Below are 26,389 nucleotides of genomic sequence, written 5' to 3'. Positions count from 1 at the left end.
GTGATCCAATTCATTGTTTAGGCTTAATCGCATTATCCACCCTTATCATTTCTATACATTTATATACCCAAATGAAATAATGCTTCATTATATGAATTTGGGTTCACTTAATGAAAAAGCGTCGTTATCTTTTACCATCTTTAGTTTTAGTCTGCGGAAATGTCTCTGCATCTGATGATATTCAACACCTTATGTCGATGTCACTCGAAGAGCTTTCAATGCTGCAAACTGAGATGCAAACGGCGTTTCGTTCTAGCCACAAACTAACGGATACTCCTTCCTCAGTTTATGTACTAGGTTCAGAAAGAATCAAGCGCAGTGGCGCACGCTCTATAGCAGAAGTGCTGGCATTGGTTCCAGGTATTACAGTTACCAATGTGTCTAATACCCAGCAAGTTGCGTCAATTCGTGGCTTTCACGACGGTTTGTACAACAAAATGTTGGTACTGCTTGATGGGCGCAGTCTGAATAACTCAGTATATGGTGGTATTTACTGGCCAAGTGTGGATTACAATTTGGCTGATATCGAACGTATTGAAGTGCTACGCGGCCCTGGAGGGACGATGTGGGGAGGCAATGCACTCAATGGTGTGATTAATATCATTACCAAATCGGCTAAGCAAACGCAGTTCTCGATGTTAAATGCTACCTTTGATGAACACGGTGACTATATTGCAAGTGGTCGAACTGGCCTTAAGTTAGATGATGATATGTATGCACGTGCCTTTTATAAACGGCGTGATGAGGAAAACCATCATTCAGGGCGTTATCAGAATCGTTGGCTGCGTCAAACCGCGGGCATGGTGGTTGAGTCTTACGAAGGCGATGATAAATGGACTCTGCGCTTGGGAGGGCATCGTAGTCAATATCGAATCAATCACTCTAATTATAGGATTGATCGTATTGTTGGTGCTGTCGATGACATCAGTGAGCAGGCGACGACCATTGATAGCCATGGTGAATACTTTCATTTCGATTTTGATCAAACCATCAACAGTGAGTGGCAAGCGAAATATGCGGCTTGGTACCAGCACAGTCGAGACCAACGGTTTGATGCTCCAGCCGAATACTCGGATGTGAATCTCGAGGCTAATTTTAATTACGGGTTAAGTGACCGTGTCACATTTTCATTTGGTGGAGGGGTTCGGCGCTATGATATCGATTTTTCGACAACCCACTCGCCGGAATCGCAGTACATATATCCGTATATTCTGCGTACTTATGATGTGAATAAAGTGGATGATGTGATCAGTAATGGCTATGTTCAGGGAAATTGGCTCCTTACAGAGCAGTGGTCGTTATGGGCTGGCGTTAAAGCCGAATACTTTAGTGCGACTGGAGATACGGAATTTTCGCCACAGCTTCGCGCGTTGTATCATTTCGATGATGGGCGAAATACGCTTTGGGCAGGGGTAGCTCGCGCGGTAAGCGCGCCTTCGTACCTTAGTCGTAACAGCGATTATTACTTGACGATTGATGACCCCCAACAGAATCGAACTGTATTTGTTAAACGCGATTCAAACCCTAACATGGATATAGAAAGTGTAATTACCAGCGAAGTCGGGCATCGTTTCGTGGGGGAAAACATTGAACTGGATACGACGGTATTTTTCAGTGAGCACCATAATGTTCGCGGGTCCCAGTATAAAGGCGCAATTGAAGGCGTAAACAGCAGTTATCAGTTTCAAATCAGTGATGACTACAACATGAAATCTTATGGCGTTGAAGTCGCCGCGAGGTGGCAATTCAGTTCCACATACGATATTTATGCGAGTTATAGCTATTTGCATACGGACTACTACTTGCAAATGGACACTATGCAGCAAGTGCAAACCACTGATGCATTTTCTATTGAAAATCAACATAATATTAGCCTGCAAAGCCTGTGGGATATCAATGAGCAGTGGAGCTTCGATGTAACTGCGATGGCTCAATTACTGGAGTACCCCCCAGATTCAAACTATTCCATTCCAGATTATTTAAGTTGGGATGCGCGATTGGCGTGGCAATATAATACTCATTGGCCAATGGTCGAGTGGATTATCAAAGATATAGGTCGGCATGGATATTATCAAAATACCCTTCAACAATACCCAAGTGAGCAACAAAGTTATCTAAGGATTTCGTATGTTTTTTAAAACGCTTGGCTTACTGTTTTGGTCAACGTTATTTTCTTATTCTGTGTCAGCAGCCTATACCCCTGAGCAGGTAAAGGCCGTTTATCTGTTTCGTATTGCCAATTTTATCTATTGGAAACATGAACCTCAGATGAAATCAGTAGAGTTTTGCCTGCCAGATAGTCCGGAAGTTAAGAAAATTTTACAATCAATTGTCACGAATAAGACCGTGCGCCATCTTCCATTACATATCGCTGATAGTGACTGTGATATCTTGTTTGTGACTAAACAGGAGAATCTTCACTACGTTGAAGCCGCAGGAGCGAATACGGTCACAATAGGGGATCTCGAACAATTCACACGATATGGTGGAGTGATAGAGTTGTATAACGAAGATGGACGAATCAAACCCAAAATTAACCTAGACAATATAGGTGACTACTCTGTTTCATCAAATTTACTGCGTATCGCGAAAATCGAGGGCAATAAATGATGAGATCTGTAGGTTCAATATCGCTAAAAACAAAGTTGATGCTGCCGATCATCTTTTTTACGACGTTGATCTTTGTTGTTTCGCAGTTGTATAGCTTTTTCTTGGCCTATGAAACGCAAAAAGAAAACCTACTAGGGCGAGTTTCCGTTTTAGCTAACGGCGTTGCGTATAACCTGCAAGCAGCAATTATTTTTAATGACAGTCTGGCGGCCAACGAAGTGTTATCGGCCTTTTCTGCAGATGAAGAAATTTCGCGCGTTAAGCTCTATACCAAAGAAGGACAGTTATTTGCAATGTATGAGCGTGAAGGAGCGAACGCGCCCATTCCTACCGTCAGGCAACAAGAGCAGATGGAGTCGCAGCAGTACGCTTTTGCCGATAAGCACATATTCCTTAATATTCCGGTTAAAGTTGAAGATGATGTTATCGCCAAGCTGAGAGTCACCATCTCCAAATCCTCATTAACTCAGCTTTACGAAAAAGCGCTCAATAATGCGTTGATTTACTTTTCGCTGTTAGTGGTTGCGGCCACCATTTTGTATTTAACAATACAAAAATTCATCATTGTCCCGGTATTTTCCCTTAACCAAGGGATGCGCAGTTTCATTAGTCATAACCAGCAGATGAAAATTAAGCCGGCAGCCTACGATGAAATTGGTGATTTGGTGGATGCATTTAATACCATGATTGAACGTTTGCGGCTTCGTGATAAGCAGGTTTCGTACACCCTAGATAAACTTGAAGAAGAAAAAGCCTTTGCGAATGAAGTGGTCGAAACGGTGCAACACGCGCTTATCGTTGTCGATAATGAAGGTGCGATGGTGCACTTTAATGTTGCGGCCTGTGATATTTTCAAATGTACGAAAGCGTACCTGAAAAGCTCAAAAATCACCGATATCATTCGTACGGATGACGAGCTGTTTAACCAAGCATTTCGCAATAATTCCGAATTCTTTGACCGCAAACTGTGGATTAAAGACGCGTTTAATTGCCCTCAATTATTAGAAATTACCAGTACAACGTTATCAAAAGCGGGTCAAACTCTGTTTGCTATCCAAGATATCACTGAGTTTGAAGCCGCCCAAGGGCGTCAACGGTTGGCGGCAGGCGTATTTGAAAATAGTCATGATGGCCTAATGGTTATAGACCATAAAGGTTACATCACGATGGTCAACCCGGCAGTGACGACACTACTGGGTTACTCACAAGAGTTGTTACTCGATAATCAACCACAAGATATTCTTGATTGGAAGCAATTCTCCTCTTTGATGCCGGCAATTAAAAATAGTGTGTTCAAGTTCAATCAGTGGCAGGGAGAGATCTGGGAGAAACATCTTGATGGCCACATGGTGCCAATGTTCGTCAAAGTGAGTTGTATACAGAAGCAAGATGGTGAGCCCGGATATGACCTAGTGTTTATTCTGTCTGATCTATCCAACAAGAAAGAAATGGAAAGGCTAGACTATCTTGCCCATCATGATTCATTGACTGGGCTTGCAAACCGAGCGAAGTTATATCGTATCTTGGATGATATGTTGGAGACTGACGCCTACCTCAATGGTGCCGCACTGCTGTACATTGATTTAGATGGTTTTAAAGAGGTGAACGATACCTATGGTCATGACGCCGGTGATGAAGTGTTAAAACAAGTAGCGGAGAGACTGCTATCACAGGTGCGCTCGATTGATTTAGTGGCTCGTCTTTCTGGTGATGAATTCGTTGTTTTAATTCGTTCGTCAGAGCCGGGTGATGCAGAACTTCTTGGTAACCGGTTGATAAATCTCATTAATCAAGATGTCGTGTACAAAGGACGCATTCTCAATGTTGGTGCGAGTGTTGGGGTTCATCCGATCATTCACAAGCAAGAATCGCTTGATACCATCTTAAAATCGGCAGACACGGCAATGTATAAGGCCAAAAGTTCTGGCAAAGGACGAGTGGTTGTCACATAAACACTTGGCTCGTTGTCTCAAAAGTTATCCTATATTTTTATATTGCAACTCAGTAGCATAGATATAAATTTATCGTTAAAGGTTAGAAATGATGAACGTTTTAGTGACTGGCGGCATGGGTTACATCGGTAGCCACACTTGTATCCAAATGATTGATGCGGGAATGAATCCTGTGATTTTGGATAACCTCTACAACAGTAAAAATACAGTACTCGAACGTATTGAAAAAGTGTCTGGCGTGAAGCCAACGTTCATTGAAGGTGATGTACGCAATAAATCACTTGTTGTTGATGTATTGAAGGCACACAACATTGACGCAGTTATTCACTTTGCAGGGCTGAAAGCTGTTGGCGAATCGGTGCAAAAACCGCTTGAATACTATGACAACAATGTAAATGGCACATTGGTTTTAGTTGATGCTATGCGAGATTGTGATGTCAAAACCTTAGTATTTAGTTCTTCAGCGACGGTATATGGTGATCCAGCATCGGTGCCGATTACGGAAGATTTTCCGACCAGCGCAACCAACCCATATGGGCGTAGTAAGTTGATGGTCGAAGAGTGCTTAACGGATTTCCAAAAAGCCAATCCAGATTGGAGTATTACGCTACTTCGCTACTTCAATCCTGTTGGTTCTCATCCAACAGGCGAGTTGGGTGAAGACCCTCAAGGGATTCCAAATAACCTAATGCCATTTGTATCGCAAGTGGCCGTTGGACGACGTGAATTTCTATCGGTCTTTGGTCACGATTACCCAACCAAAGACGGCACGGGTGTCCGTGATTATATTCACGTGATGGACTTGTCAGATGGACACGTTGCTGCGCTGCAAAAAGTGGGTAGTAAACAAGGGCTACATGTCTATAACCTAGGCACTGGTAATGGCTACAGCGTGTTGGATATGGTTAAGGCATTTGAAGCCGCGAGTGGTAAAGAGGTGCCTTATCAATTAGTGGACCGCCGCCCTGGCGATATCGCTGAATGTTGGGCTGATCCGGCTAAAGCAACAAAAGAGCTGGGTTGGCAGGCCATTCGTACGCTCGAGGAAATGACTGCAGATACCTGGCGTTGGCAATCAAAAAATCCACAAGGTTATCCTGAGTCGTAATTATTACGATACGTAGAAGTAAAAAAGCAGCCATTATTGAATGGCTGCTTTTTTATTGGTTAAATTTCTTCACCAAATACCACATTTTAGTGCTAGATTCCAAGGCGTATTCTATATTCATATTATGTTAGACTTAGCTTATTCGATATTTTTAAACTCTATAAACAGCCAGTTAGAGCTAAGAGTAGAAGGTTAGTCAGCCTCATCGAATAACTTTTGTCATACCTGGAGCAGTAACAAGTGATGTCAGATCGCTCGGTTATTGCGATACCTAAAGGATATCAATAGTTATGAGTATAAATCGTAAGTTTATCGTTGCTATATCAGCGTTAATCTTGGTAATGGCCATTGCGCTCGCATCCATTCAAGTTTCCTCACAAATCACTCAGATCAATCATCAAGTCACAGAACAAAGTGATGATGCTGCTCACGATGTCATTAGGCTGCTTAATGTAACCAACGGCATTATGTTGGAGCGAGTAAAAAGCAGTATGAAACTGCTCAAAGAAAGGGGGCTTGCTATTGGTAATCCGACGTTAGGTGAGCGTGTGGATGTGGGGAGCAGTTCAGCGCCGAACCTAATTTTGGGCGATAAGCCTCAAGCCAATCAATTTGAGCTGGTGGATAATCTAACGAAACTTGCAGGTGGCACGGCAACGCTGTTTAGCCGGGATAATAGCGACTACATACGTGTCTCGACCAATGTAAAACGTAATGGCCAGCGGGCGATAGGCACTAAGCTTGCGCCTAATGGCAAAGCGATGAAGGCGATCCAGCAAGGTAACGCCTATTATGGCGAAGTTGATATTCTTGGAAATCCCTATTTAGCGGGCTATGAGCCGATTCAAGGTGATAATGGGACGGTTGGTATCTGGTATGTGGGTTACTCAGCGGATCTGAGTGAACTGAATGATGCCGTCTCGAATGCCAGAATTTTGGATAATGGGTTTGTGGCTTTGCTCGATGGCAAAGACCAATTGCGCATGCACTCGACGAATATCGAACGTTCTGCGGTTGAAAATGCCATGACCAGCGATGAATGGGACATAATTAAAACGCCATATGAAGCATGGGGTTACACAGTCGTTGTTGGTGTTTCTAAGCAAGAAGTTAGCGACTTGGTGTTTGGGGCGGCATTAAAAAGCATTAGTTTTGTCATTGGCATGGGCGCAGTTATCCTTTTGGCCATCTCTTTATTGATAAAAGTGCTCGTGGGGCGTCCTCTGGAGACTTATGTCAAAGCGATTACCGATATTGCAGAGGGTGAAGGCGATTTAACTCAGCGATTTACTCAAAAGTCGAATGATGAACTCGGACAAATGGCTATAGGATTTAACCGGTTGCTTGATCGTATTCACGAGACGATTAAACAAGCGAAAATCTCTGCAGAGAATGTTTCCGTCGCGGCAAACGCGCTGTCCAGTTTAGCGACCAATTCGAGTCATTCAGCGAAAGAACAGAGCTTAAAAACCGAGCAAGTTGCCTCTGCGACACATGAGATGTCAGTGTCAGCGCAAGAAGTCTCGCGTAACACAGCGGAGGCAGAGTCCTACAGCCATGAAGCCAATGAACAAGTAACCAAAGTGGGGACAACACTGAACATCACCATTACCAATATCGAGCAGCAAGCGACGACCATCGAAACATCAAGTACAGTCGTACAGGAACTGGTTGACGCGAGCTCGAGTATTAGCAGCGTCCTTGAGGTGATCAGTGACATTGCCGACCAAACAAACTTGTTGGCATTGAATGCAGCGATTGAAGCGGCTCGAGCTGGAGAGCAGGGGCGTGGCTTTGCGGTGGTGGCCGATGAAGTTCGTTCATTGGCAAGCCGTACTCAGGTTTCTACCGAAGAAATTCGTAAAACGGTCGCGCGTTTGCAAAGTAGCGGGAAGGAAGCCTCTAAACAGATGGATGAAAACCGTAAAGTGGCCCTTAATAACCTGGAACATGCCAAGGTAGCGGGTGAGGCGTTGCAAGATGTGTTGGCAGCTGTTCAGAATATATCTCATCGCAATACCGATATTTCCAGCGCTGCAGCTCAGCAGCATCAAGCGTGTTCTGAGGTGAGTGAAAGTATTGAAGGAATCAAAGATATTGGCTCTCAAAATACCAATTACGCTCAGGAAACATATGATGCGTGCTATAAACTAAGCTCCATGGCGCAAGAGCTATCTGATAAATTGTCGCATTATAAAATTTAAGGCATTTATAACGTAAAAGGCGGCTGTGAATAACAGCCGCTTTTTTATGCTAACGGGCAACTTTACTTTATTAGGGCTGTTTGTCTTTAGTTAAAGATAAAAGCCACACCGAGACAATCGCCACGCCGAGAAATCCACCAAGAATGATCACTGGCATCGCACTGTAACCTAAAATATGCCAGATGACGGACTCTAATGTACTCATAGTAATGCTCCTTATTGCCAGCCTTCAACGCCATGCATGTCAGGTAAGTTATGTGCAATTCCTTTGTGGCAGTCGACACATGTTTTATCTCCAGAGGCTAGAGCTGTGGAGTGTTGCCGAGCACTGCGAGTCGCTTGCTCTGAAAAATCCATGTACTCAAATTCATGACAGTTGCGACACTCAAGTGAGTCATTTCTTTTCAATCTAGCCCATTCCCGCTCAGCTAAGTGCGAACGACGCGCCTGAAATTTTTCTGGCGTATCGATAGTTCCCATAAAATGGAACAACAATTCTTTTGACGCTTGTACTTTACGTACAATCTTATCTGTCCATTCATGCGGAACATGGCAATCTGAGCATATCGCTCGAACGCCTGAGCGGTTAGAGTAGTGAATGGTTTCCTGAATTTCAGCTACGATGGGTGCATGACACCCAGAGCAAAATTCTTCAGTGTTGGTGGCTTCCATTCCAGTGTTAAATGCGCCCCAAAAAAGAAGACCACCTGCAAAGCCCATGAAAAGTACTAAGCCAACGGCGGCTTTACTTGGGCTTGTTAATCGTTTCCAAAACGCTTTGAGTAATTTCATAATTCGCCTCTATTTAATATCTAAGCGCTTGACTAACGTAGTGAATCAACACTTTCGTATTCGTTCTCAACTAATGGCTTTGCATCGGCCTGAGGCACGTGGCATTGCAAGCAAAAGTAACGACGTGGGGAGACGTCGGCAAGAACCGCATCTTGACGGTTGATAAAGTGCGTTACACTGATTTTGGTGGCGCCCATCTGCTTGGCGTTTTTCCAGCTGTGACATGAAAGGCATTTGTTGGCATTCAATGACACTTCATAGTTACGGATGTTATGAGGGATAAGAGGAGGCTGATAGACAAAATCACTATCAAGAGCCTGCTCGCGTGGGTATTTTTTCATGTTGTCACTAGCGCGCGTGTCCTCGATAGGCGTTGTGCCTCGCAATGATTCAAGGCCGCCAACACCACCAGGATTGTCAAGCTCAGCTTGAGCGAGACCAGTCACCAGCGCACCGATTGATAGTAATGCAACGAGCAATTTTTTCATGAGTAAATTCTCCGCCGTCATGGCTTAATTCGTTCACAGGGCAATCGAAGAGATTGCCCATTAATACAGTGATAACTAGGCCTGATTTACCTTAGTGATTTTTACTGGGCACTTCTTGAAGTCGGTTTGCTTAGACAGTGGATCCGTTGCATCGAGAATCAGTTTGTTGATCAAAATACGAGCATCAAAGAAGGGAACAAATACCAAGCCTTTTGGCGGTTTGTTGCGCCCACGTGTTTCTACACGCGCTCGTACTTCGCCGCGTTTATTGGCGATAACGATTTCATCGCCGCGACGTAATCCTCGTGATTTTGCATCCTCGTGATGCATAAAGCACACGGCATCTGAGAATGCTTTATACAGTTCAGGAACACGTCGAGTCATGGTGCCTGTGTGCCAGTGTTCAAGTACGCGTCCGGTGCAGAGCCATAGATCAAACTCTTCATCCGGGGACTCTGGTGGGGCTTCATACGGCGCGGAGATAATCCATGCTTTACCATCGGGCTTGCCGTAAAAGTCCCATCCTGATCCTTTCTTAGCGTAAGGGTCGCTGCCTTCTTTATAACGCCAAAGTGTTTCTTTACCGTCGACAACGGGCCAGCGTAACCCTCGCACTTGGTGATAGGTATCATAAGGAGCGAGGTCATGACCATGACCTCGACCAAAGCTGGCGTATTCTTCAAATAAGCCTTTGTGAACATAGAAACCAAAGTGATGAGCATCGTCATTGAGCTCACGAGCTTGTTCCAATGGGAACTGGTCGACTTGTCCATTTCGATACAGCACGTCATAAACCGTTTTGCCACGATATTCTGGCATTTTGGCAATCAACTCTTCAGGCCAAACCTCCTCTACTTTAAACCGCTTAGCAAACTCCATAAGCTGCCAAAGATCAGATTTTGCCTCGCCTACAGTACCAACCTGTTGGTACCAAGCTTGGGTACGACGCTCTGCGTTGCCGTAAGCCCCTTCTTTTTCTACCCACATTGCGGTAGGAAGAATCAGATCCGCGGCTTGAGCGGTGACTGTCGGGTAAGGATCGGATACTGTGATGAAGTTTTCAGGACGGCGGTAGCCTGGCAAACGCTCAGTGTTGATGTTTGGACCTGCTTGCATGTTGTTATTACATTGCACCCAGTAGCAATTAAGGACTCCATCATTGAGCATACGATCTTGAAGTACCGCGTGGAATCCGGGTTTGGGAGGAATTGTGCCTTCTGGCAATTTCCAAATTTGTTCGGCGATCGCACGGTGTTTTGGATTGGCAACCACCATATCTGCTGGAAGACGATGAGCAAAGGTACCCACTTCACGGGCCGTTCCGCAAGCGGATGGCTGGCCGGTCAATGAAAATGGACTGTTACCTGGTGTCGCAATCTTACCGGTCAGCAAATGCAGGTTATACACCAAACTTTGCATCCATACGCCGCGCGTATGCTGGTTCATTCCCATGGTCCAAAGTGACATCACTTTGGTATTTGGGTCGGCATATTGTTTCGCAAGCGTGATCAGTTTCTCTTCTGAAACCCCAGATAATTCAGAGGCTTTTTCAACAGTATATTCTGCGACTGAGGCTTTATAAGCCTCAAAATCGATCGCATCCATTTTGCCAGAATTGGCATTTTTCGCTGCTTGTTGCAGTGGATGTTCGTCACGCAATCCGTAGCCAATATCAGTGACAGCTTGTTTAAATTTTGTATGTTTATTAACGAAATCCCAATTGACCGCATTGTTTTGAATAATGTAGTTGGCAATAAAGTTCGCGATCGCAAGATCAGATTGAGGATGAAAAATGTATCCGTGATCTGCCAGTTCAAACGAACGATGGTAATAAGTTGAAAGGACGTTGACTTTAACATGAGGGTGGCTTAAACGGCGATCCGTTAAACGTGTCCATAGCACCGGGTGCATTTCGGCCATATTCGACCCCCAAAGCACAAACGCATCAGCGTGTTCGAGATCGTCATAACAGCCCATGGGTTCGTCGATACCAAATGTACGCATAAAACCAACCACGGCAGACGCCATGCAGTGGCGCGCATTTGGATCAATGTTATTTGAACGAAAGCCAGCTTTCATTAGTTTAGAAGCCGCATAACCTTCCATAACCGTCCACTGGCCAGAACCAAACATACCGACGCTGGTCGGGCCTTTTTTGGCCAGTGAGGCTTTCCATTTTTCAGCCATGACATCAAAGGCTTTATCCCAAGAGACGGGTTGAAAATCGCCATCCTTGTGGTATTCACCATTTTTCATTCTTAGTAAAGGCTGAGTTAAACGGTCTTTGCCGTACATAATTTTTGATAGAAAGTAGCCTTTGATACAGTTTAGGCCTTTATTGACCGGAGCTTCAGGATCACCTTGTGTTGCGACAATCTTGCCATTTTGAGTACCAACGAGTACCGAACAACCGGTACCACAAAATCGGCAAGGTGCTTTGTCCCACGTTATTTTGGTTTGATCTGAGGTGGTAATTAAGTTCGCGGCACTGGCTGGCAGTGTTACGCCTGCAACGGCGGCGGCTGAGGCTGCTGCGTTTGCTTTCACAAACGCTCGTCTTGTCATTTTCATACATCGCCCTCAATATGCGAGTTAGTCGTTCCAGTGTTATTGTTATTTTCGTCGTCGAGTTCAGTCTCGATCTGGTGGTAAACCAACACCGTACTCAAGACGTTCGGAAAATTGTTAATTGCATCAATGGTATCGGTAATAAAACCCTGATTTTCTGTTTCCAATACCACAATGATCTTGCCTTCTGGGCTGTCACCGTAGATTTCGGCGTTCTCAAATTGGTCAATTTGCGCTTTTATTGATGTTAAGTGTTCAGGTAACACATGAACGACTAAACTAGAAATGTGCACTTCATTCAGTGACATAAAGTTCCCTCTATGGGTTGTGAACCAAAATCGCTGAGGTAGGGCAAGTGGAGACACATGCTCCACAACCCGTACACTGCTGGGTGTTGATGGTCGGCTGAGCAACTTTGCCAACCATCAGCTGAAATTGAATTGCCATCACTTCGCAACTGTCTGAGCAACTTCGACAATCGATGTTGCTGAACGCGAGACATGCGTTGTTAATATTGGCCTTAGCTCCCCAGGGAAGCTGGCTTTGTTCAGCAAATAGTGACTCTGGGCAAACTTCGGCGCACTGGTAGCAAAAGCTGCACTCATCAATCGAGAAATCGATGCGTGGAAAGCCACCATCGCTTTTTACGATGATTTGGGTGTCGCAATGCGCAATGCACTTACCACAACGTGTGCATTGGTCAGTAAACTGTTCTGGTTGTTTCAACCAGGGAAGACGTGGCGATTTATCATCGGTTTGAGTTCGACTGAATAAGCGCCTTCTCTTAAAATCAACCACTTAACACCTAGTTTATGAGCTTTGTTTTATAAATTATGAGTAAAGCGTAGTTTAAAGTCGTTAATCTGTAAGGTGCTTTACCCATAGAGAAATTGTAGTTTTTGTCTCAATGGGATAAATACCCCCTTAGGGGTAATGAAAGGTCGAGTTGTTTTAGATCAATAAATGACTTGGTGAGTGATCACATATTGTTATTTGTCTGGGTTGGAAGTCGCAGCTGAGACGGCTTTTTCGCCTATAAGGAATAGATTTGCATACAAAAAATCAGTCAGTGACGAAAACAATCGCGTTATCACTGCTTTTTATTCTACTGTTTTCGGTAGCAACGACAGGCTTTGCTATTTTTACTTTGGCGTCGAGTTTGGATGATGCGGAAGCGGTAAATGTATCTGGCTCTATGCGTATGCAAAGTTACCGTTTGGCGTATGACATAAGGAGCGAACTGCCTGACTATTTACCTCATGTAGAGATGTTTGAACAATCCATTTTTTCTCCATCAATGAAAGCACTGAATCATTGGTCGGTGCCCAGTGACATTACTGAGGACTATCAAAGCTTGATTAAGCGCTGGTTTGAATTGAAATCAGTGATTTTAAGCGACAATCAAAAGCAATATTTGGCATTGGTTGAAGGATTTGTCGATCAAATAGACGACTTTGTTTTTAAATTGCAGCAATATTCAGAGTTAAAGTTGATCAAGCTTGCCTGGATTGGCGGAATAGGCCTTGGGGTTATCTTCTTGATTAGTGTGTTTGTGGTGCGATTTATACGCAAAGAGATTGTGAGTCCTCTCAATGCGTTGGTATTAGCCAGTGAACAGATTCAATCCCGCTCCTTTGATATTGAGCTGAGTGTGAATAGTCATAACGAGATGGGGATTTTAACGCGCACGTTTAATAATATGGCGAGCGATCTTGGTAAGCTTTATCGAGGTTTGGAGCATGTGGTGAATGAGAAAACACAACGCCTACAAATCGCCAACCAGTCTCTTGAAGTGTTATACCGCTCATCACAACAACTCACCGCATCATTGATTACCGCTGAAAATTTTCAAGCGATTTTGGAAAATATGGTGAGTTTGGAAGGCATTAAAGCCGCAAGATTAAAAATTGCAACGCCAGAAGAACGTCCGTTAATTTTTACTCAAGGTGATATTCAGCCTAGTGATGAGATTCAATCCAAAGCATTGGTGTTAGACGATGTGCAACTTGGCACATTATTTTGGAAACCAGGGTTACCTTGTCCCGATCCAGAGTTGATTGATAACTTTGTACAAATCCTTTCTAGAGCGATTTACTACAATCATGCCCAGCAACAGGCAAGTCAGCTGTTGCTTATGGAGGAACGGACGACCATTGCTCGTGAGCTTCATGATTCGCTCGCCCAATCCTTATCTTATTTGAAGATCCAAGTTGCGCTTTTGAAAAAACAGCTGTCGTCGTTTCCATCGACAGAGACGAGTGCGCAAACAGAGCAAGTCATTGCTGAGCTCGATACAGGCATATCATCGGCTTATATCCAATTGCGCGAATTATTGACGACCTTTCGATTGTCGTTAAAAGAGGGGAGTTTCGGCGCGGCGTTAAGTGAAATGGTTCAACAACTTGATCAGCGTTCATCCAGCGTTTCCATCGTATGCCAAAACCAGCTGTCTTCCATGGAGCTCGATGCCCATCAGCAAGTTCATTTACTGCAATTAATCCGTGAAGCAACGCTTAATGCCATTAAGCATGCCCAAGCGACCAAAATCGATATCAACTGCTATGAACAAGACGATCTGATCGTGATGTCAGTCAAAGATAATGGTATTGGTTTCGACGAGTTGGAGTTGAAACAGGATCATTATGGAATGAGCATTATGCAGGAGCGCGCCTCACGCTTAAATGGTCAGTTGAAGGTGACATCCTCTGCTGATCATGGATGTGAAATCGTCTTAACCTATCCAAGAGTAAAGGAATAATATTTTGTCTATATGCCGTGTTCTGTTAGTCGACGATCATCCTTTGATGCGTCGAGGATTGAATCAGTTATTAAGTTTCGAGCAAGATTTTGAAGTCGTGGCCGATGTCAGTAATGGCAGCGATGCAGTGGCGAAAAATCATGAGTTATCACCAGACCTGATTCTGCTTGATCTCAATATGAAAGGAATGTCGGGTTTAGATACGCTGAATGCGCTACGTGCGGATGAGTGTGATGCCAAAATCGTTATCCTCACCGTATCGGACAGCCCTGCGGATATCGAAGCGATCATCAAAGCAGGTGCCGATGGATACCTACTAAAAGATACCGAACCGGATGAACTGATTCGGCTACTTCGTGGCTCATTACAAGGAGAGCAGGCATATAGCCGTGAAGTCGCCCAATATATGCTGACACGTAGTCATCAGCATGATGTGTTTGAAGAGCTTACAGAACGTGAAAAGCAGATATTAAAAGAAGTGGCTCGAGGGTATCGCAATAAACAAATTGCGGATCGATTGTTTATCTCGGAGTCGACGGTGAAGGTTCATATGAAAAGTTTGCTCAAAAAGCTGAGAGTGCCATCAAGAACGGCCGCTACCGTGCTGTACTTGGCTCGCTACGGTGATGTTAAATAAAAAGCGCCTGCTATGGCGCCTTTTCTGCCTTGATCCGCAGAGCTAACTTGCTTCTACAAAGATTTTCGATTGTAGCGCCTCTGGAACCCCAAGATAATAACCTTGGAACATATCGATATCCAATTCATGCATGGCATCATATTCATCCAAGGTTTCTATGCCTTCAATGACGGTCTGCGCGCCAACACGCTTAGCGAGACGAAGTCCATCAAGTAATCGAAAAGGCTTACCGCACATGTACTCAGCCAGCAAGCTGCGATCCAACTTCATGATATGCGGCCTTAGCATTTCTACTCTTCGCTGATTAGATGCTTCACTACCGAAATCGTCAATCGCGATATTCACCCCGTATACGCTTAAGCGATTCATACCCACTTGCAATAGTCGTTCGTCTTTGGCTTGGCTCTCAACGACCTCCATGACTAACTGATCACTTCTAAGGTGCAAATTACGTAAACGTTGATACAAATGATCTTTATTTAAGCCGTTTGTTGCGTAATGTTCACCGACGGTTGGAAGCAGATTGAGAAACAATTTTAAATCACGAAACTTAGATAATGAGAAGTTACGTAGGTGGATAGCTTGGCTTAACCGTTCGACGTTTTGTTTGTCTGCTTCTTGAGTGGTTTTTGAATGGAAGAAATGATCGGGCTGAATAATCTGTCCTTCCAAATCAGTAATACGCACTAATGCTTCAGCACCAATGACATTGTCTAATTTATCAAAGATAGGTTGGAAAACGCTGGTGAGTTTCCATTGCTTGTAATTAGCAATAAATTGCAGATTGCTATTAATATCAAGCCATTGTGTACATTGGCTGATGTCGTGTATCGCCATACTGAACCCACCTTAAACATTTGTTTGTTTATGCTTGTTCGTTTCCTGACATTTTATTGACAGAAACCTGTCAAAGTCAATTCACTGACACTTGAATCTTGATGCACGCTTACAAATTGGTAAGTATAACTAATTGATTTATAACATTCGAAGAATCAAAAGCCGTTTAGGCTTTTTAGGCGACGTCCTAAACTTCTGCATTAAATGTCAGTTATAGACTACTGTACGATATGAGTTGCCGCTCATATTTAATGAAATGTTAACTTAGTATTTTCAGTATAGGGTGATATTAGGCAAGGTTTTGAACTTTACTTCAACGTTCGTCAAAAAAATCCTTATTTCGAATATATTTGCTCATTAGGTGATAAGAAAAAGGGCGAATCACCCAAGAGGTGAGTGAACGCCCCAAACGTATTAGCGTTGAGGTATTTTCATAAATACGTCCGTTATACAGCCAAAGAATTTTACCGATGTGCCAATAGACAAAGGGCAGAGGAGGAAGGAAGGTGACGACATCCAAATCGCAACAGACGCGATAAGTCTTATGCCCAAGTTGATAATGACGTTTCATGCTCCATCCACCAACCGCGGGTTGCCCAAACGTCACCACGCGTTTCACTGAGCGTGGAAAATGCGCTTCTATCGCGTCTGCGAGTACACATGCTACTGCGCCTCCTGAAGAGTGGCCGGTAAACGTAATGCGTTTTTTCTGCTGGTTAATTAATGGGCTAAGAATCTCAAGCAGTCTCTCAAATACGTTAATGCCCAGATGATCATGTTTATGCGACGGCATGCTCTCTTGAGAGATCAACTTGTGGTAACCGCTGTGAATTGAGTAGTTCAATCCCCACTCTCGACATGAGGTAAACCAGCAATGTCCATTTAGCAACCAATCCCAAACGTTATGGGAGCCTTTGATAACCACGATAACTTCATCATTATGGTGCCCCCAAAGTACTCGAATCATCGGTTGTCCAAATCGATTCGCAATCACTCTTTGACCATTTGGAGCAAAGCCGTAGCGGGTTTGTTTTAAGACTCTTTGATAAGCCAAATTACACAACACGGCATAGCGTTCATATTGATAACGTTTAAGCTTTTTCACGTCGTTCGATAACAGATGTAGGCAACGTTCAGCATAAGACAGTGGGATGAACAAAAGATGACAAGTTTAACTGAGTTGAATCACCGAATACAGTTGCAGGTATTTGCGTACCAATTGTTGGTTGGTCGAGCGTTTTAGTGGGTGAGTAAACTTGACATAATAAGGGCTAAGCCCGAATTGTTTTTCTAACGTCGTTGATAATTGCGAGTCACTTTCATAAAGGCTGATGCCTTGTGCGTTGTACTGATCAATTTCATCGGGAAGATGGCCTGTCCACCAGTGAAGTAGCTCCCGGCTTTGTTTGCTACGAGATATCCAATGATCCGTGAGAAGAAGCAAAAGATCATTTGGTTGAATGGCATAACTGTACTCCGATTGCCATTGGGCAACCGATTTGAGCAACTTATTTCTATACGTTGCATTGGCACTGACGAGGTGACCCGTAAGTATCCATACAGTACCCACATCGGAACTGACTCGGAAATGATGAGGTAGATCACTGGGCTGAAGGGCACTTTCGATCGATGTATACTCACATTGATGCCCAAACTCCAATAACGTACGAGCAAGTCGCCGCGCAAACGCAAGCCCCAAATGATGTTCGCTCATTCCTTTATTATGAATGGTTGGGTAGTGTTTTTCACACAGTTTCATGCAATCTGCTTGAAACTCATTGACACTCTGAATGAGCAGGTCGAGTAACAATCAATTTCTCCTTGTCGATAAAAAGCCCGCTAAGCCTACCACAATCCTTGTTATCTCCCATTGAATATTAACAACTTCATGATCCTGACCACTTTTCTCAATGCTACAGCCCAAGGCTCAGTTTAACTTGATAAGATTTGTTACACATTAAATAGGCCTTCTTTTACCTCAATTTCATGCTCAAATACGGTATTTGTCCCCATCGCTTATGAGGAAGTGTTAGTGGGTTATTCATCAAATAGCGTCGGAATATAATGGGTTGTGTATCAACTTTTGGAAAAGAAAATCATTGTTTAACAATTGGTTAACCTAATGTTCGTGTGGAGCGATTATACTCTCATAATGGTGGGTATATTAAGTTTGCGTAGCGCTACCGGCAGTGGAAACCATTACGTATTAATGCATGTTGTTCAAATTTTTAGAACAACATGAACAGTTCTATCACGGTGGTCGCTGAACGATTCTTGATAACAATTATTTAAATTCTACGCTGATGTTTCAGCTCTGGACATAGATACAAGTACTTGGTTGAGGACCAAAATGGACACAGAAATTAAACGATACAACCGTACAGCGAGGATGATTCACTGGTTATCTGCCATTATCATCATTGGTATGTTTGCTGTCGGACTATGGATGGTAGACCTCAGCTACTACAGCGAATGGTATCGAACCGCGCCACACTGGCATAAATCAATCGGTCTATTGCTGACTGGATTGACGTTATTCCGTATAGTTTGGAAATTTGTGACAACGTCACCAGAGGTAGAAGGCGCGTTGCTTGAAAAGCGCCTGGCTATTCTTGCTCATGGAGCGATTTATCTATTATTGCTGACTATATTCACCTCAGGGTACTTGATTTCGACTGAAGATGGACGCGGAATTGATGTTTTCAATTGGTTCTCCATTCCAGGCGCTGGCGCATTATTTGATGGCCAAGCTGACAAAGCCGGTGTGATTCACAGTTACGCCGCATGGGGACTCATCATCTTGGCTGCAGGACACGCTGCAGCTGCTTTGAAACACCATTTTATCAACAAAGACAACACGCTACGCAAAATGATAGGAGCTTCAAAATGAAAAAAACGTTATTGGCGACAGGACTAGTAATGGCAACAATGATGCCTTTGGGCGCCAGCGCAGCGGATTATGTGATTGACACGAAAGGTGCTCACGCTTCCGTTAACTTTAAAGTGAGCCACCTTGGGTACAGTTTCATTAAAGGTCGCTTTAATACCTTTGAAGGTAATTTCTCTTACGACCCTGCGGATGTTGCAGCATCTAAAGTGTCAGTCACTATTGACACAACAAGCTTAGACTCAAATCACGCTGAGCGTGATAAGCACATTCGTAGTGGTGACTTTATCAATGCCGGTAAGTTCTCAACGGCGACGTTCAATAGCACCAGTGTGAAGGACAAAGGGGATGGCCAGCTGGAAATTAACGGCGATCTCACTTTGCACGGTGTGACGAAACCTATCACGATTGACGCAGAACTGGTTGGTGCAGGTGAAGACCCATGGGGCGGTGAGCGCGCTGGATTCACGGGAACAACTCGTCTTGAACTGGCCGACTTCGATATTCCAGTCATGGGCGCGTCAAGCTATGCTGATATGGAATTACATGTTGAAGGTGTTAAGCAGTAACGCTTAGACGCTATAGTCTATAGTTCGAAATACGAGAAGCGCCTCTGATGTCGATCAGAGGCGCTTTTTTCGCAGTAATGACCATCAAATACTGTTGTTTTATCGCTTGCATCACATTATTTGTGAAATTGATTGTAATTATAAATTCCAAATGTGACATAAATCACTAGATAATTTCCTCCAGATCGCTAATATCACGCCCTTGATTTCGTGCGGTATAAATGGCCGCCAAGCTGACGAGGAAACCATGAGTACACTTACTGCTATTGCATTGACGACAGGTATCTTATCCGGCCTTTGGGGTTGGATTGCGGTTTCTCTCGGGCTATTGGCTTGGGCTGGTTTTTTAGGCTGCACCAGTTACTTTGCATCACCTAGAGACGGCGTTCGAGGACTAATAGAAAGTCTTGTTACGAATCTAACCGGTGTGTGCTGGGCTCTGGTTATTATCGCCAGTTCACAATACGCTGCGCTGGATATTGTTGGTTATATCATCACCGGTTTAGTGTCTTTCTTTATGTGCGTTCAGGCGAAAAAGGCCTGGCTATCCTACATTCCTGGTACGTTCATCGGATGTGGTGCGACGTTTGCCGCTAGCGGTAATTGGCAACTTGTAATTCCATCTTTGCTCTTTGGTGGCGTTTTTGGGTACTTAATGAAAAGCTCTGGTTTGTGGTTAGCACAGCGTAAAAAACAAAGCCCAGTGAACGCATCACAGCAGGTTGTGAATCGCTCTTAGACCACTATGTATTGGCGTTGGCCATGGTTACAATGCGCTTGAGTGTCCAGCGAAGCAATAACGGAATACATTCCTTACCATAGGATTCACAATGTTCCACAATGGCCAAGGCTAAATCGGGTTTAGCGTATTTCTTAAGTACTCGGTTCACCACTTTTTTGGCTGGAATAGGGTGGTCATGGGGGACTTTCACCATATCTTTAAAGAAAAATTCAAAGCCATTATTGTATAGATAATGCTCAATATCGCGGTCGGGAAGCTCGGTTAAACGATGATTCTCTTGTTCGTTATCTAATTGACTTTTCACGGTCGCCGCGTATTTTTTGCCAGCTGCGTCGCCATCCGTTACAACATGCCAATCGATACCAAACGCTTTGGCTACTTTAATTAAAGCTTTTAATCCCGATTGAGCAAATTCAATAATATGTACACCTTCTGCTGTTAGGTTATAGCCACATTGGTTAGCGAGTTCATTAAACAGCCATACCTCAGTTTCTCCCTCAACAAACAGCCAGCAGCGGGCAAACAGTGCACTCGAACGATGAAATCGAATATGAAAGCCAATACGTCGCAATTCGTCGTGTCCCAACATGTGTTTGGGTAAATAGTTGGCAACCGTTTTATCCGAATGTCTTACTAAGCGTCGTAAGCTGTGCAACGGAACTTGACCGAGAAGATCGCCACTATTGGTCGTTAGGATCTTTTGCATGGGCAGCAGTTGCAGTAAGCTCCAAGCCCTTGCCATATGTGTGGGATGAAGACGCCCTTCGGGATCTTCAATAATCAATAGTGGTCTAGCGCAGCGGCGCAGATCACTATTGCCTTTGGCTTGCAGATAAGCATTAAGTAACCCCATAAACAGCAACTTGGTTTGTCGACTACGAGTTTCCTCCATGGCCTCCAATACATTCTTATCACTACCAGAATTAGTAAAAAAAATGCCGTCTCTTGGTGTTCTGGGATTATTTTTTGATTTGGCACTGCCTTTGAAAGAAAAATAGTGTTGGATAAGCGTATGCATTGAATTCAAACTGCTGCGCATTTCTCCTTTATTAACATGACCAGGAATGGCCATCAGTCGACGGCAGGTATTATTGATCCGCTTTTCAGTACGAGTGCTTAAAGCTGGGTTCTCTTTTGGTTTATCGACCCGTCGCGAGTCTTTAATTCGAATCACCGGATGCAATGCCATCAGTTCTTGAGCAAGCTTTTGAGAGTGATGAAGAGCAAGAGGGTTACCCTCGGCATCGAGAAATGCATAGCGAGTAGAAATATCATAGCGCTCACGAGAGGCGCTTAATCGGTAATATATTTTTTGGTTACCTTGAGCATCACTAATCCATACAGGCTTTATTTTTCGATAACGGCCACTCTTATGTTCATGTTTATCTGAAGCGCCAAACGTTAGAACGATTTGCAAGTGTTGAGTTTGTGGATGAGATATCGCGTAATCGACGTGGAAATCCAGCATTTCAAATTGATACGGTATGCCGTCAGATGGCAGTGCTACAGATAATGCGTCAAGCAGAGAAGATTTGCCCCATGTGTTTTCACCAATGAGCGTTGTTAGCTCATCAAAGGCGAGAGACAAGCGCTTAATACCGCGAAACCCTGAAATCTCGATTCGCTCTAAATTCATAGGCACACTCCCAGTTGAGCCAGTTCAAACCGCCGTATGCTAAGCATAAACGATTATTGGCGATTGAGATAAACGCTAACTCACAGTAATTCTTTAGAAAAAAACATGGGATGGCTCTTTGGTTATAAAATGATCAGCCTTATGTGTGCTTGAAGCATCGAACCAGAAATTCGTCTTTCAAACGTATTTCATAAAAGTAACGAATCTGTCATCATTTCCAAGCTACAATGAAGTATGGAAAGAGATGAAGACATAATGAAAAAGCACAATAACAGACCAGTGAAAATTACACTGGCACATATCAACGATACCCATTCCTACTTCGAGCCAACGTCATTACCTTTAAACATTGAACTTGATGGCAAATCGGTTAACCCGTTCGTGAGTGCGGGTGGATTCGCACGGATAGCAACTCGAGCCAAGCAACTTCGGGAGCAAGCTAAAATGGCATCCCGTGGCTTTTTGTTTCTTCATGCTGGCGACTGTTTTCAAGGCACATTGTATTTTTCTATCTTTAAAGGTGAAGCTAATTCTGAGCTGTTAAACGCGCTCGAAATAGATGCGATGGCACTGGGCAACCATGAATTAGATATGGGTAACTTACCGGTGGCACAGTTTGCGCAGCGCATCGATTTTCCGCTGTTGGCAGGCAACTGGGATCTAAGCCAAGAGAATGGTGAAAAACCAGTGACACTCAGTGGCAATGCTTATGTTAAAAGCTACAGTGTCACAAAGTCCTGTGCAACTTGGATTACCAAAGAATTTGATGGTGAACCCATTGCGATATTCGGTTTATCGCTCGATAAGATGACCGATATCGCCAATCCCGATAGCGATACACCCTTTGTCGATGCGCTGACAACGGCTAAAAAGACAGTGCAAGACATTCAACGAACGGGCATCAATAAAGTGATTTTGCTCAGTCACTTGGGCTATGAAATGGATCTCGAAGTCGCCGAGAAAGTCGCTGGTATTAGTCTTATTGTTGGCGGTCATAGTCATCGCTTGCAGGGCGACTTCAGTTCTCTAGGGTTAGAAAAAGACGATCCTTATGGCGTGTGCATTAACGATACTTACGTTGTTCAGGCCGGTTTCCATGCCTTGAGTTTAGGTCATGCGGATATTCATTTTGCGGCTAATGGAAAAATTACGCAGTTTGAAGGACGGAATGAACTGTTGCTCGGCAGGCGGTTATTCTTAGATGCAAGTATGAGTGAAACTGGCGAGGGTCAGCATCATCGTCAGGCTTGCGAGTTTATCCATCAGCACCCTAATGTTGTTGTATGTAAAAAAGATCCTCATGTTCAAAGTATTCTCGCGGATAAATACATTCCTCAAGTGAGAAAGCTGCAATCAGAAGTGGTGGCGATTTCCGAGCAGCCGCTTCGTCATATTCGTGTCCCGGATGAAAAAGGTCCTAGCCAAGTAGCGCCTTTAGTAGCCGAGTCGTTTGTTCACGCGTTAAATAAACGGGGTCATGAGGTGGCGTTTGCGATTCATAATGCCGGAGGCGTGAGAACATCCATTCGAGAAGGGGAAGTGTCCGTTGCTGATGTTGCCGGAAAACTGCTTCCGTTTGTGGTTCCGATTGGCCACTATGATGTAAAGGGGAAAACCATTGCCGCTATTTTAGAAGGGGCAATCAACAACGCAACCAACAATGATGTTCAGGGCACAGGGTCAGGATCCTATCCTTATACCTACAACCTTAAATTTGATTATCAGAGCGATGCGCCAATGGGCAGTCGAATCACCGGGTTGTCTATTTTTACTCTCGAGAAAGGCTGGCAACCTGTTGAAAATGAAAAAATTTATCGAGGCACTTCATCGGCTTATACCATGAAAGGTAAAGAAGGGTACGAAGCGATACTGAATATGGTCAGTGACGGTTTTGTCTCCCAGCTATCGATGGCAGATTGCTTCATTGAGTTGCTCCAAGAGCGCCCTGGCTTACTGACCAAAAGACATTTGTTACAAAACCAAATCTAATGGCATAAAGGTTGCTAAATCTTCTAAGTATTCGGTCGCATTTATAAACTGATGCAATCACTTAGGGGAACAAATATGTGGAGTAAAGATTGGGCCGATGTGGCAATCGTTCTATGCTGGGTCGCGATTTGGGCCGCGTTAGTTTACTTTACACCGATTAGCGGTGTATGAGATGCGAATGAAAGGAGCGACAATGAGACTATCGCTCCTTTTGTTTATTTCCATTCGCAGGACTAATAACGTTTGAGAGTCCAGACGTTTAATTTTATAATTAGCTTGTTTTGGGGAGTAGTCGCCTCAGTTTATTTGTCGTCATCTCGTTAGGTTGTTTCCTATCCGGCAAATAAGAGTCAGTCATCGCCTTGATGTTTGACTTCGACGAGACCAACGCGCACAAAGCCATCTTGTTTGATGGTGTTATTTGTATGCGAAGGTCTATCTATTTGATTCTTACCTTCGCTATGGAGGATAAGAATGCCAGCAACGACTTATTTTGCTTTTTTCCTTGGGACTGTCCTTATGGTTTGCCTCGATATTTGGCAAACACGCGGTGGCGTCATTAGTGTAAAAAAAGCAGCCTTATGGAGCGTGTTTTGGGTTGTGCTAGCGGCGCTATTTGCTGCCAGTATTTACCAGTTTTGGGATTTCTATGCCCCTTATAGCCCGTACACACCACACCAAGCCGCGATGGCATTTACCACAGGGTACCTGCTTGAAAAGTCATTAAGTATTGATAACTTATTTGTCTTTGCGATTATTTTTTCTCAATACTCGGTTCCAACCAATGTGAGACCAAGGGCACTATTGTATGGTGTCATCGGAGCATTGGTGTTGAGAATGATGATGATCGTACTCGGTGCCGAGTTACTTAATCGCTATCATTGGACATTATACCTATTTGCCGCCTTCCTAATTTGGACCGGGATATCCCTGTTTAGAGAACAAGACCAGCAAGAAGAGGTCAACCCTCTGCCTGAAAAGCTGATACGGAGCTGGTTACCAATGACTCGAGATTTTCACCAACATCACTTAACAATGCGATTGAGTAACGGGAAGCGCATGGCGACGCCTCTGGTGGTTGTCATTGCGGTTATCGCATTTATGGACGTGTTATTTGCGTTAGATTCCATCCCCGCTATTTTTGCTGTGACCAGAGAGCCTTTTTTGGTTCTTGCGGCGAATGTCTTTGCGCTTCTTGGATTAAGATCGCTGTATTTTGTCCTAGAAGGGCTAATCAGTCGCTTCGTCTACCTCAAACCCGCACTTGCGGTCATCATGCTATTTATTGGTGTTAAAATGCTTCTGAGCACCACGGCGTGGGCAATCGAGACTCAGTGGTCATTAGGGTTTATTGCTTGCATCATGATGCTCGCTGTCATTGCCTCTATTTTAAAAGAGCGCAAGTCGTCTGATGTTGAGCACAAAGAGAATCAAACCAATCAAGTATGATCTTGGTCTGAAAAACGCGTTGTAACTGATTTGTTATAAGTGGTGGCGGGTCTGGTAGTCTAATGAGAAAGTATTCAATAAAGTGCATTTAAAGTAGTTAACCATGCACTGCAACAATGCATTTATATTTTAAAGTGTTATCGAGTTGTTTCATTAGTTAATCTAATCCAAATGGAAAAGATTTGTCATTAGGGGATTGAGTTTGATTCACCTAAACTCTGCGCTGTAAATACGTTTAACCCTTTATTGAGAGAGGCTGCTGTTATGGCTCAAACACTTCAATTTGATTCAGTTGCAACAACCCACTCTATGGATAGAAAAACCTATTCGGTTAGCGTCAAAGGATTGATTGCGCACCTTATGGATATTTTATTTACTGACACTACTCCTCGATCTTATTACACGAATGAGTTGTCTGGACATATGCAAAAAGATATCGGTGTTTACCGTTAAGTGCTCATGTAAAAAAAGCGCCTTTACGGCGCTTTTTTGTTACTTTTCCAATCAAAAGGATTAGATTAATTTATTTTTTTCGACAGTATTCAGCAATAACGTACATCGCTTGCCCATTCACTTTGCCTTGAATGTGAGTCGGGTCTGTGTCTGATACGTTGATATTGCGAACCACCGTGCCTTGTTTAATGACCTGGCTAGAACCTTTGATGGGTAGATCTTTAATGACGGTTACGTCGTCACCTTTTTTAAGTTCAACACCATTAACATCTAGTGGCTTGTCGGCGTCATCATCCATACCGATTTCTGCCCACTTTGCTGTCTCTTCTTCCATGTACATCATATCGACAAGATCTTGAGCCCAGCCTTCTGACGCTGAAAGTTTTTTCAGTTGACGCCATGCAAGAACCTGAACAGGTGGCTCTTGACTCCACATACTGTCATTAAGACAACGCCAGTGATTTACATCTACGTTTTCTGGATTTTCGATTTGATCTTTGCAAGTACTGCAAATCATGACGGCATGGTCAACGGTTAGCTGGGTATGAGGGCTAACAACAAATGGCGCTAGAGAGTTTTCAGAGCCGCATAGTTCGCATTTTGATTGGCTGCGTTCAAGCAAAGTTGCTTCAGTAGACATCGTTCTCACCTTAGGAAAAATTGTGAGCGCGTATTATCCACTTTATACACAGAAAATAAAGGGATTAGCC

General features: G+C 43.8%; 24 protein-coding genes. 13 read left to right on the top strand and 11 right to left on the bottom strand.

All coding sequences use genetic code 11. From position 1 onward, the window contains the following. Nucleotides 1–110: 110 nt before the first annotated feature. From M1D72_RS03765 to M1D72_RS03745, 5 genes are all read left to right on the top strand, one after another. The gene (locus M1D72_RS03765) at nt 111–2,138 is read left to right on the top strand and encodes a TonB-dependent receptor plug domain-containing protein (protein WP_456294568.1); all 2,028 of its coding nucleotides are present in this window, start codon (nt 111–113) and stop codon (nt 2,136–2,138) included. Beyond that, nucleotides 2,128–2,610: a YfiR family protein gene (locus tag M1D72_RS03760; RefSeq protein ID WP_390195449.1), complete on the top strand. Its 483-nt coding sequence runs from the start codon at nt 2,128–2,130 to the stop codon at nt 2,608–2,610. The genes M1D72_RS03765 and M1D72_RS03760 overlap by 11 nt, the downstream gene beginning before the upstream one ends. After that, the gene (locus M1D72_RS03755; protein ID WP_456295597.1) at nt 2,610–4,562 is read left to right on the top strand and encodes a diguanylate cyclase; all 1,953 of its coding nucleotides are present in this window, start codon (nt 2,610–2,612) and stop codon (nt 4,560–4,562) included. Before M1D72_RS03760 ends, M1D72_RS03755 begins: the two co-directional genes overlap by 1 nt. A gap of 91 nt (nt 4,563–4,653) precedes the next feature. Further along, entirely contained in the window at nt 4,654–5,670 is a 1,017-nt protein-coding gene (gene galE, locus M1D72_RS03750; protein WP_390195550.1) for a UDP-glucose 4-epimerase GalE, read from the top strand. Nucleotides 5,671–5,960: 290 nt separating this feature from the next. Next, nucleotides 5,961–7,874 (top strand): methyl-accepting chemotaxis protein, encoded by a 1,914-nt coding sequence (locus M1D72_RS03745; RefSeq protein WP_456294567.1) that lies wholly within the window; start codon nt 5,961–5,963, stop codon nt 7,872–7,874. Nucleotides 7,875–7,944: 70 nt separating this feature from the next. Here the strand turns inward: M1D72_RS03745 and M1D72_RS03740 are convergent, their stop codons facing one another. From M1D72_RS03740 to napF, 6 genes are all read right to left on the bottom strand, one after another. Beyond that, nucleotides 7,945–8,079 carry a TIGR02808 family protein gene (locus tag M1D72_RS03740; protein WP_390195444.1) on the bottom strand — a complete coding sequence of 45 codons (135 nt, stop codon included), beginning with the start codon at nt 8,077–8,079 and terminating at the stop codon, nt 7,945–7,947. A gap of 11 nt (nt 8,080–8,090) precedes the next feature. After that, on the bottom strand, nt 8,091–8,666 hold the full coding sequence (locus M1D72_RS03735) for a NapC/NirT family cytochrome c (protein WP_456294566.1): 576 nt from the start codon (nt 8,664–8,666) through the stop codon (nt 8,091–8,093). Nucleotides 8,667–8,698: 32 nt separating this feature from the next. Next, a complete protein-coding gene (locus tag M1D72_RS03730; protein ID WP_390195440.1) occupies nt 8,699–9,154 on the bottom strand; it encodes a nitrate reductase cytochrome c-type subunit in 456 nt (151 codons plus the stop codon). A gap of 75 nt (nt 9,155–9,229) precedes the next feature. Continuing rightward, the gene (gene napA, locus M1D72_RS03725; protein ID WP_456294565.1) at nt 9,230–11,725 is read right to left on the bottom strand and encodes a periplasmic nitrate reductase subunit alpha; all 2,496 of its coding nucleotides are present in this window, start codon (nt 11,723–11,725) and stop codon (nt 9,230–9,232) included. Continuing rightward, nucleotides 11,722–12,030 (bottom strand): chaperone NapD, encoded by a 309-nt coding sequence (locus M1D72_RS03720; RefSeq protein ID WP_390195435.1) that lies wholly within the window; start codon nt 12,028–12,030, stop codon nt 11,722–11,724. Before M1D72_RS03720 ends, napA begins: the two co-directional genes overlap by 4 nt. A gap of 10 nt (nt 12,031–12,040) precedes the next feature. Beyond that, entirely contained in the window at nt 12,041–12,520 is a 480-nt protein-coding gene (gene napF / locus M1D72_RS03715) for a ferredoxin-type protein NapF (protein ID WP_456294564.1), read from the bottom strand. A gap of 250 nt (nt 12,521–12,770) precedes the next feature. Here napF and narQ point away from each other — a divergent pair, with 250 nt between their 5' ends. After that, on the top strand, nt 12,771–14,480 hold the full coding sequence (gene narQ, locus M1D72_RS03710; protein ID WP_456294563.1) for a nitrate/nitrite two-component system sensor histidine kinase NarQ: 1,710 nt from the start codon (nt 12,771–12,773) through the stop codon (nt 14,478–14,480). 4 nt (nt 14,481–14,484) lie between these two features. Further along, nucleotides 14,485–15,117 (top strand): response regulator, encoded by a 633-nt coding sequence (locus M1D72_RS03705; protein ID WP_390195426.1) that lies wholly within the window; start codon nt 14,485–14,487, stop codon nt 15,115–15,117. 42 nt (nt 15,118–15,159) lie between these two features. Here the strand turns inward: M1D72_RS03705 and M1D72_RS03700 are convergent, their stop codons facing one another. The 3 genes from M1D72_RS03700 to M1D72_RS03690 form a co-directional block, all read right to left on the bottom strand. Continuing rightward, nucleotides 15,160–15,954 carry an EAL domain-containing protein gene (locus tag M1D72_RS03700; protein ID WP_456294562.1) on the bottom strand — a complete coding sequence of 265 codons (795 nt, stop codon included), beginning with the start codon at nt 15,952–15,954 and terminating at the stop codon, nt 15,160–15,162. A 313-nt stretch (nt 15,955–16,267) separates the two neighbouring features. Further along, nucleotides 16,268–17,059 (bottom strand): lipase family protein, encoded by a 792-nt coding sequence (locus M1D72_RS03695; protein ID WP_456294561.1) that lies wholly within the window; start codon nt 17,057–17,059, stop codon nt 16,268–16,270. Nucleotides 17,060–17,125: 66 nt separating this feature from the next. Further along, a complete protein-coding gene (locus M1D72_RS03690) occupies nt 17,126–17,764 on the bottom strand; it encodes a hypothetical protein (protein WP_456294560.1) in 639 nt (212 codons plus the stop codon). Nucleotides 17,765–18,304: 540 nt separating this feature from the next. Between M1D72_RS03690 and M1D72_RS03685 the strand changes: the two genes are divergently transcribed. From M1D72_RS03685 to M1D72_RS03675, 3 genes are all read left to right on the top strand, one after another. After that, entirely contained in the window at nt 18,305–18,844 is a 540-nt protein-coding gene (locus M1D72_RS03685; protein WP_456294559.1) for a cytochrome b, read from the top strand. Then, a complete protein-coding gene (locus M1D72_RS03680) occupies nt 18,841–19,410 on the top strand; it encodes a YceI family protein (RefSeq protein ID WP_456294558.1) in 570 nt (189 codons plus the stop codon). The genes M1D72_RS03685 and M1D72_RS03680 overlap by 4 nt, the downstream gene beginning before the upstream one ends. A 247-nt stretch (nt 19,411–19,657) precedes the next feature. Beyond that, nucleotides 19,658–20,149: a DUF1097 domain-containing protein gene (locus tag M1D72_RS03675; RefSeq protein ID WP_456294557.1), complete on the top strand. Its 492-nt coding sequence runs from the start codon at nt 19,658–19,660 to the stop codon at nt 20,147–20,149. Between the two features lie 4 nt (nt 20,150–20,153). Here M1D72_RS03675 and M1D72_RS03670 read toward each other — a convergent pair whose 3' ends face one another. Then, complete coding sequence (locus M1D72_RS03670) at nt 20,154–21,788, bottom strand: DUF2813 domain-containing protein (RefSeq protein WP_456294556.1); 1,635 nt, start codon at nt 21,786–21,788, stop codon at nt 20,154–20,156. A 255-nt stretch (nt 21,789–22,043) separates the two neighbouring features. On the opposite strand from M1D72_RS03670, the gene M1D72_RS03665 reads away from it, so the two are divergent. From M1D72_RS03665 to M1D72_RS03655, 3 genes are all read left to right on the top strand, one after another. Next, on the top strand, nt 22,044–23,777 hold the full coding sequence (locus tag M1D72_RS03665; protein ID WP_456294555.1) for a bifunctional metallophosphatase/5'-nucleotidase: 1,734 nt from the start codon (nt 22,044–22,046) through the stop codon (nt 23,775–23,777). 474 nt (nt 23,778–24,251) lie between these two features. After that, on the top strand, nt 24,252–25,226 hold the full coding sequence (locus M1D72_RS03660) for a TerC/Alx family metal homeostasis membrane protein (RefSeq protein WP_456294554.1): 975 nt from the start codon (nt 24,252–24,254) through the stop codon (nt 25,224–25,226). Nucleotides 25,227–25,490: 264 nt separating this feature from the next. Beyond that, complete coding sequence (locus M1D72_RS03655; protein WP_456294553.1) at nt 25,491–25,679, top strand: hypothetical protein; 189 nt, start codon at nt 25,491–25,493, stop codon at nt 25,677–25,679. Nucleotides 25,680–25,749: 70 nt separating this feature from the next. Here the strand turns inward: M1D72_RS03655 and M1D72_RS03650 are convergent, their stop codons facing one another. Then, nucleotides 25,750–26,319, bottom strand: a complete 570-nt coding sequence (locus tag M1D72_RS03650) for a PhnA domain-containing protein (protein WP_390195388.1) — start codon at nt 26,317–26,319, stop codon at nt 25,750–25,752. Nucleotides 26,320–26,389 lie beyond the last annotated feature (70 nt).

Source organism: Vibrio sp. AK197 (assembly GCF_053903115.1).
This window is presented reverse-complemented; position numbering and strand designations above follow the sequence as displayed.

Excerpts from the sequence above, each read along its gene's own strand:
- M1D72_RS03765 (WP_456294568.1), top strand. The coding sequence starts at position 111 with ATGAAAAAGCGTCGTTATCTTTTACCATCTTTAGTTTTAGTCTGCGGA.
- M1D72_RS03760 (WP_390195449.1), top strand. The coding sequence starts at position 2,128 with ATGTTTTTTAAAACGCTTGGCTTACTGTTTTGGTCAACGTTATTTTCT.
- M1D72_RS03755 (WP_456295597.1), top strand. The coding sequence starts at position 2,610 with ATGAGATCTGTAGGTTCAATATCGCTAAAAACAAAGTTGATGCTGCCG.
- galE (WP_390195550.1), top strand. The coding sequence starts at position 4,654 with ATGAACGTTTTAGTGACTGGCGGCATGGGTTACATCGGTAGCCACACT.
- M1D72_RS03745 (WP_456294567.1), top strand. The coding sequence starts at position 5,961 with ATGAGTATAAATCGTAAGTTTATCGTTGCTATATCAGCGTTAATCTTG.
- M1D72_RS03740 (WP_390195444.1), bottom strand. The coding sequence starts at position 8,079 with ATGAGTACATTAGAGTCCGTCATCTGGCATATTTTAGGTTACAGTGCG.
- M1D72_RS03735 (WP_456294566.1), bottom strand. The coding sequence starts at position 8,666 with ATGAAATTACTCAAAGCGTTTTGGAAACGATTAACAAGCCCAAGTAAA.
- M1D72_RS03730 (WP_390195440.1), bottom strand. The coding sequence starts at position 9,154 with ATGAAAAAATTGCTCGTTGCATTACTATCAATCGGTGCGCTGGTGACT.
- napA (WP_456294565.1), bottom strand. The coding sequence starts at position 11,725 with ATGAAAATGACAAGACGAGCGTTTGTGAAAGCAAACGCAGCAGCCTCA.
- M1D72_RS03720 (WP_390195435.1), bottom strand. The coding sequence starts at position 12,030 with ATGTCACTGAATGAAGTGCACATTTCTAGTTTAGTCGTTCATGTGTTA.
- M1D72_RS03700 (WP_456294562.1), bottom strand. The coding sequence starts at position 15,954 with ATGGCGATACACGACATCAGCCAATGTACACAATGGCTTGATATTAAT.
- M1D72_RS03685 (WP_456294559.1), top strand. The coding sequence starts at position 18,305 with ATGGACACAGAAATTAAACGATACAACCGTACAGCGAGGATGATTCAC.
- M1D72_RS03680 (WP_456294558.1), top strand. The coding sequence starts at position 18,841 with ATGAAAAAAACGTTATTGGCGACAGGACTAGTAATGGCAACAATGATG.
- M1D72_RS03675 (WP_456294557.1), top strand. The coding sequence starts at position 19,658 with ATGAGTACACTTACTGCTATTGCATTGACGACAGGTATCTTATCCGGC.
- M1D72_RS03670 (WP_456294556.1), bottom strand. The coding sequence starts at position 21,788 with ATGAATTTAGAGCGAATCGAGATTTCAGGGTTTCGCGGTATTAAGCGC.
- M1D72_RS03665 (WP_456294555.1), top strand. The coding sequence starts at position 22,044 with ATGAAAAAGCACAATAACAGACCAGTGAAAATTACACTGGCACATATC.
- M1D72_RS03660 (WP_456294554.1), top strand. The coding sequence starts at position 24,252 with ATGCCAGCAACGACTTATTTTGCTTTTTTCCTTGGGACTGTCCTTATG.
- M1D72_RS03655 (WP_456294553.1), top strand. The coding sequence starts at position 25,491 with ATGGCTCAAACACTTCAATTTGATTCAGTTGCAACAACCCACTCTATG.
- M1D72_RS03650 (WP_390195388.1), bottom strand. The coding sequence starts at position 26,319 with ATGTCTACTGAAGCAACTTTGCTTGAACGCAGCCAATCAAAATGCGAA.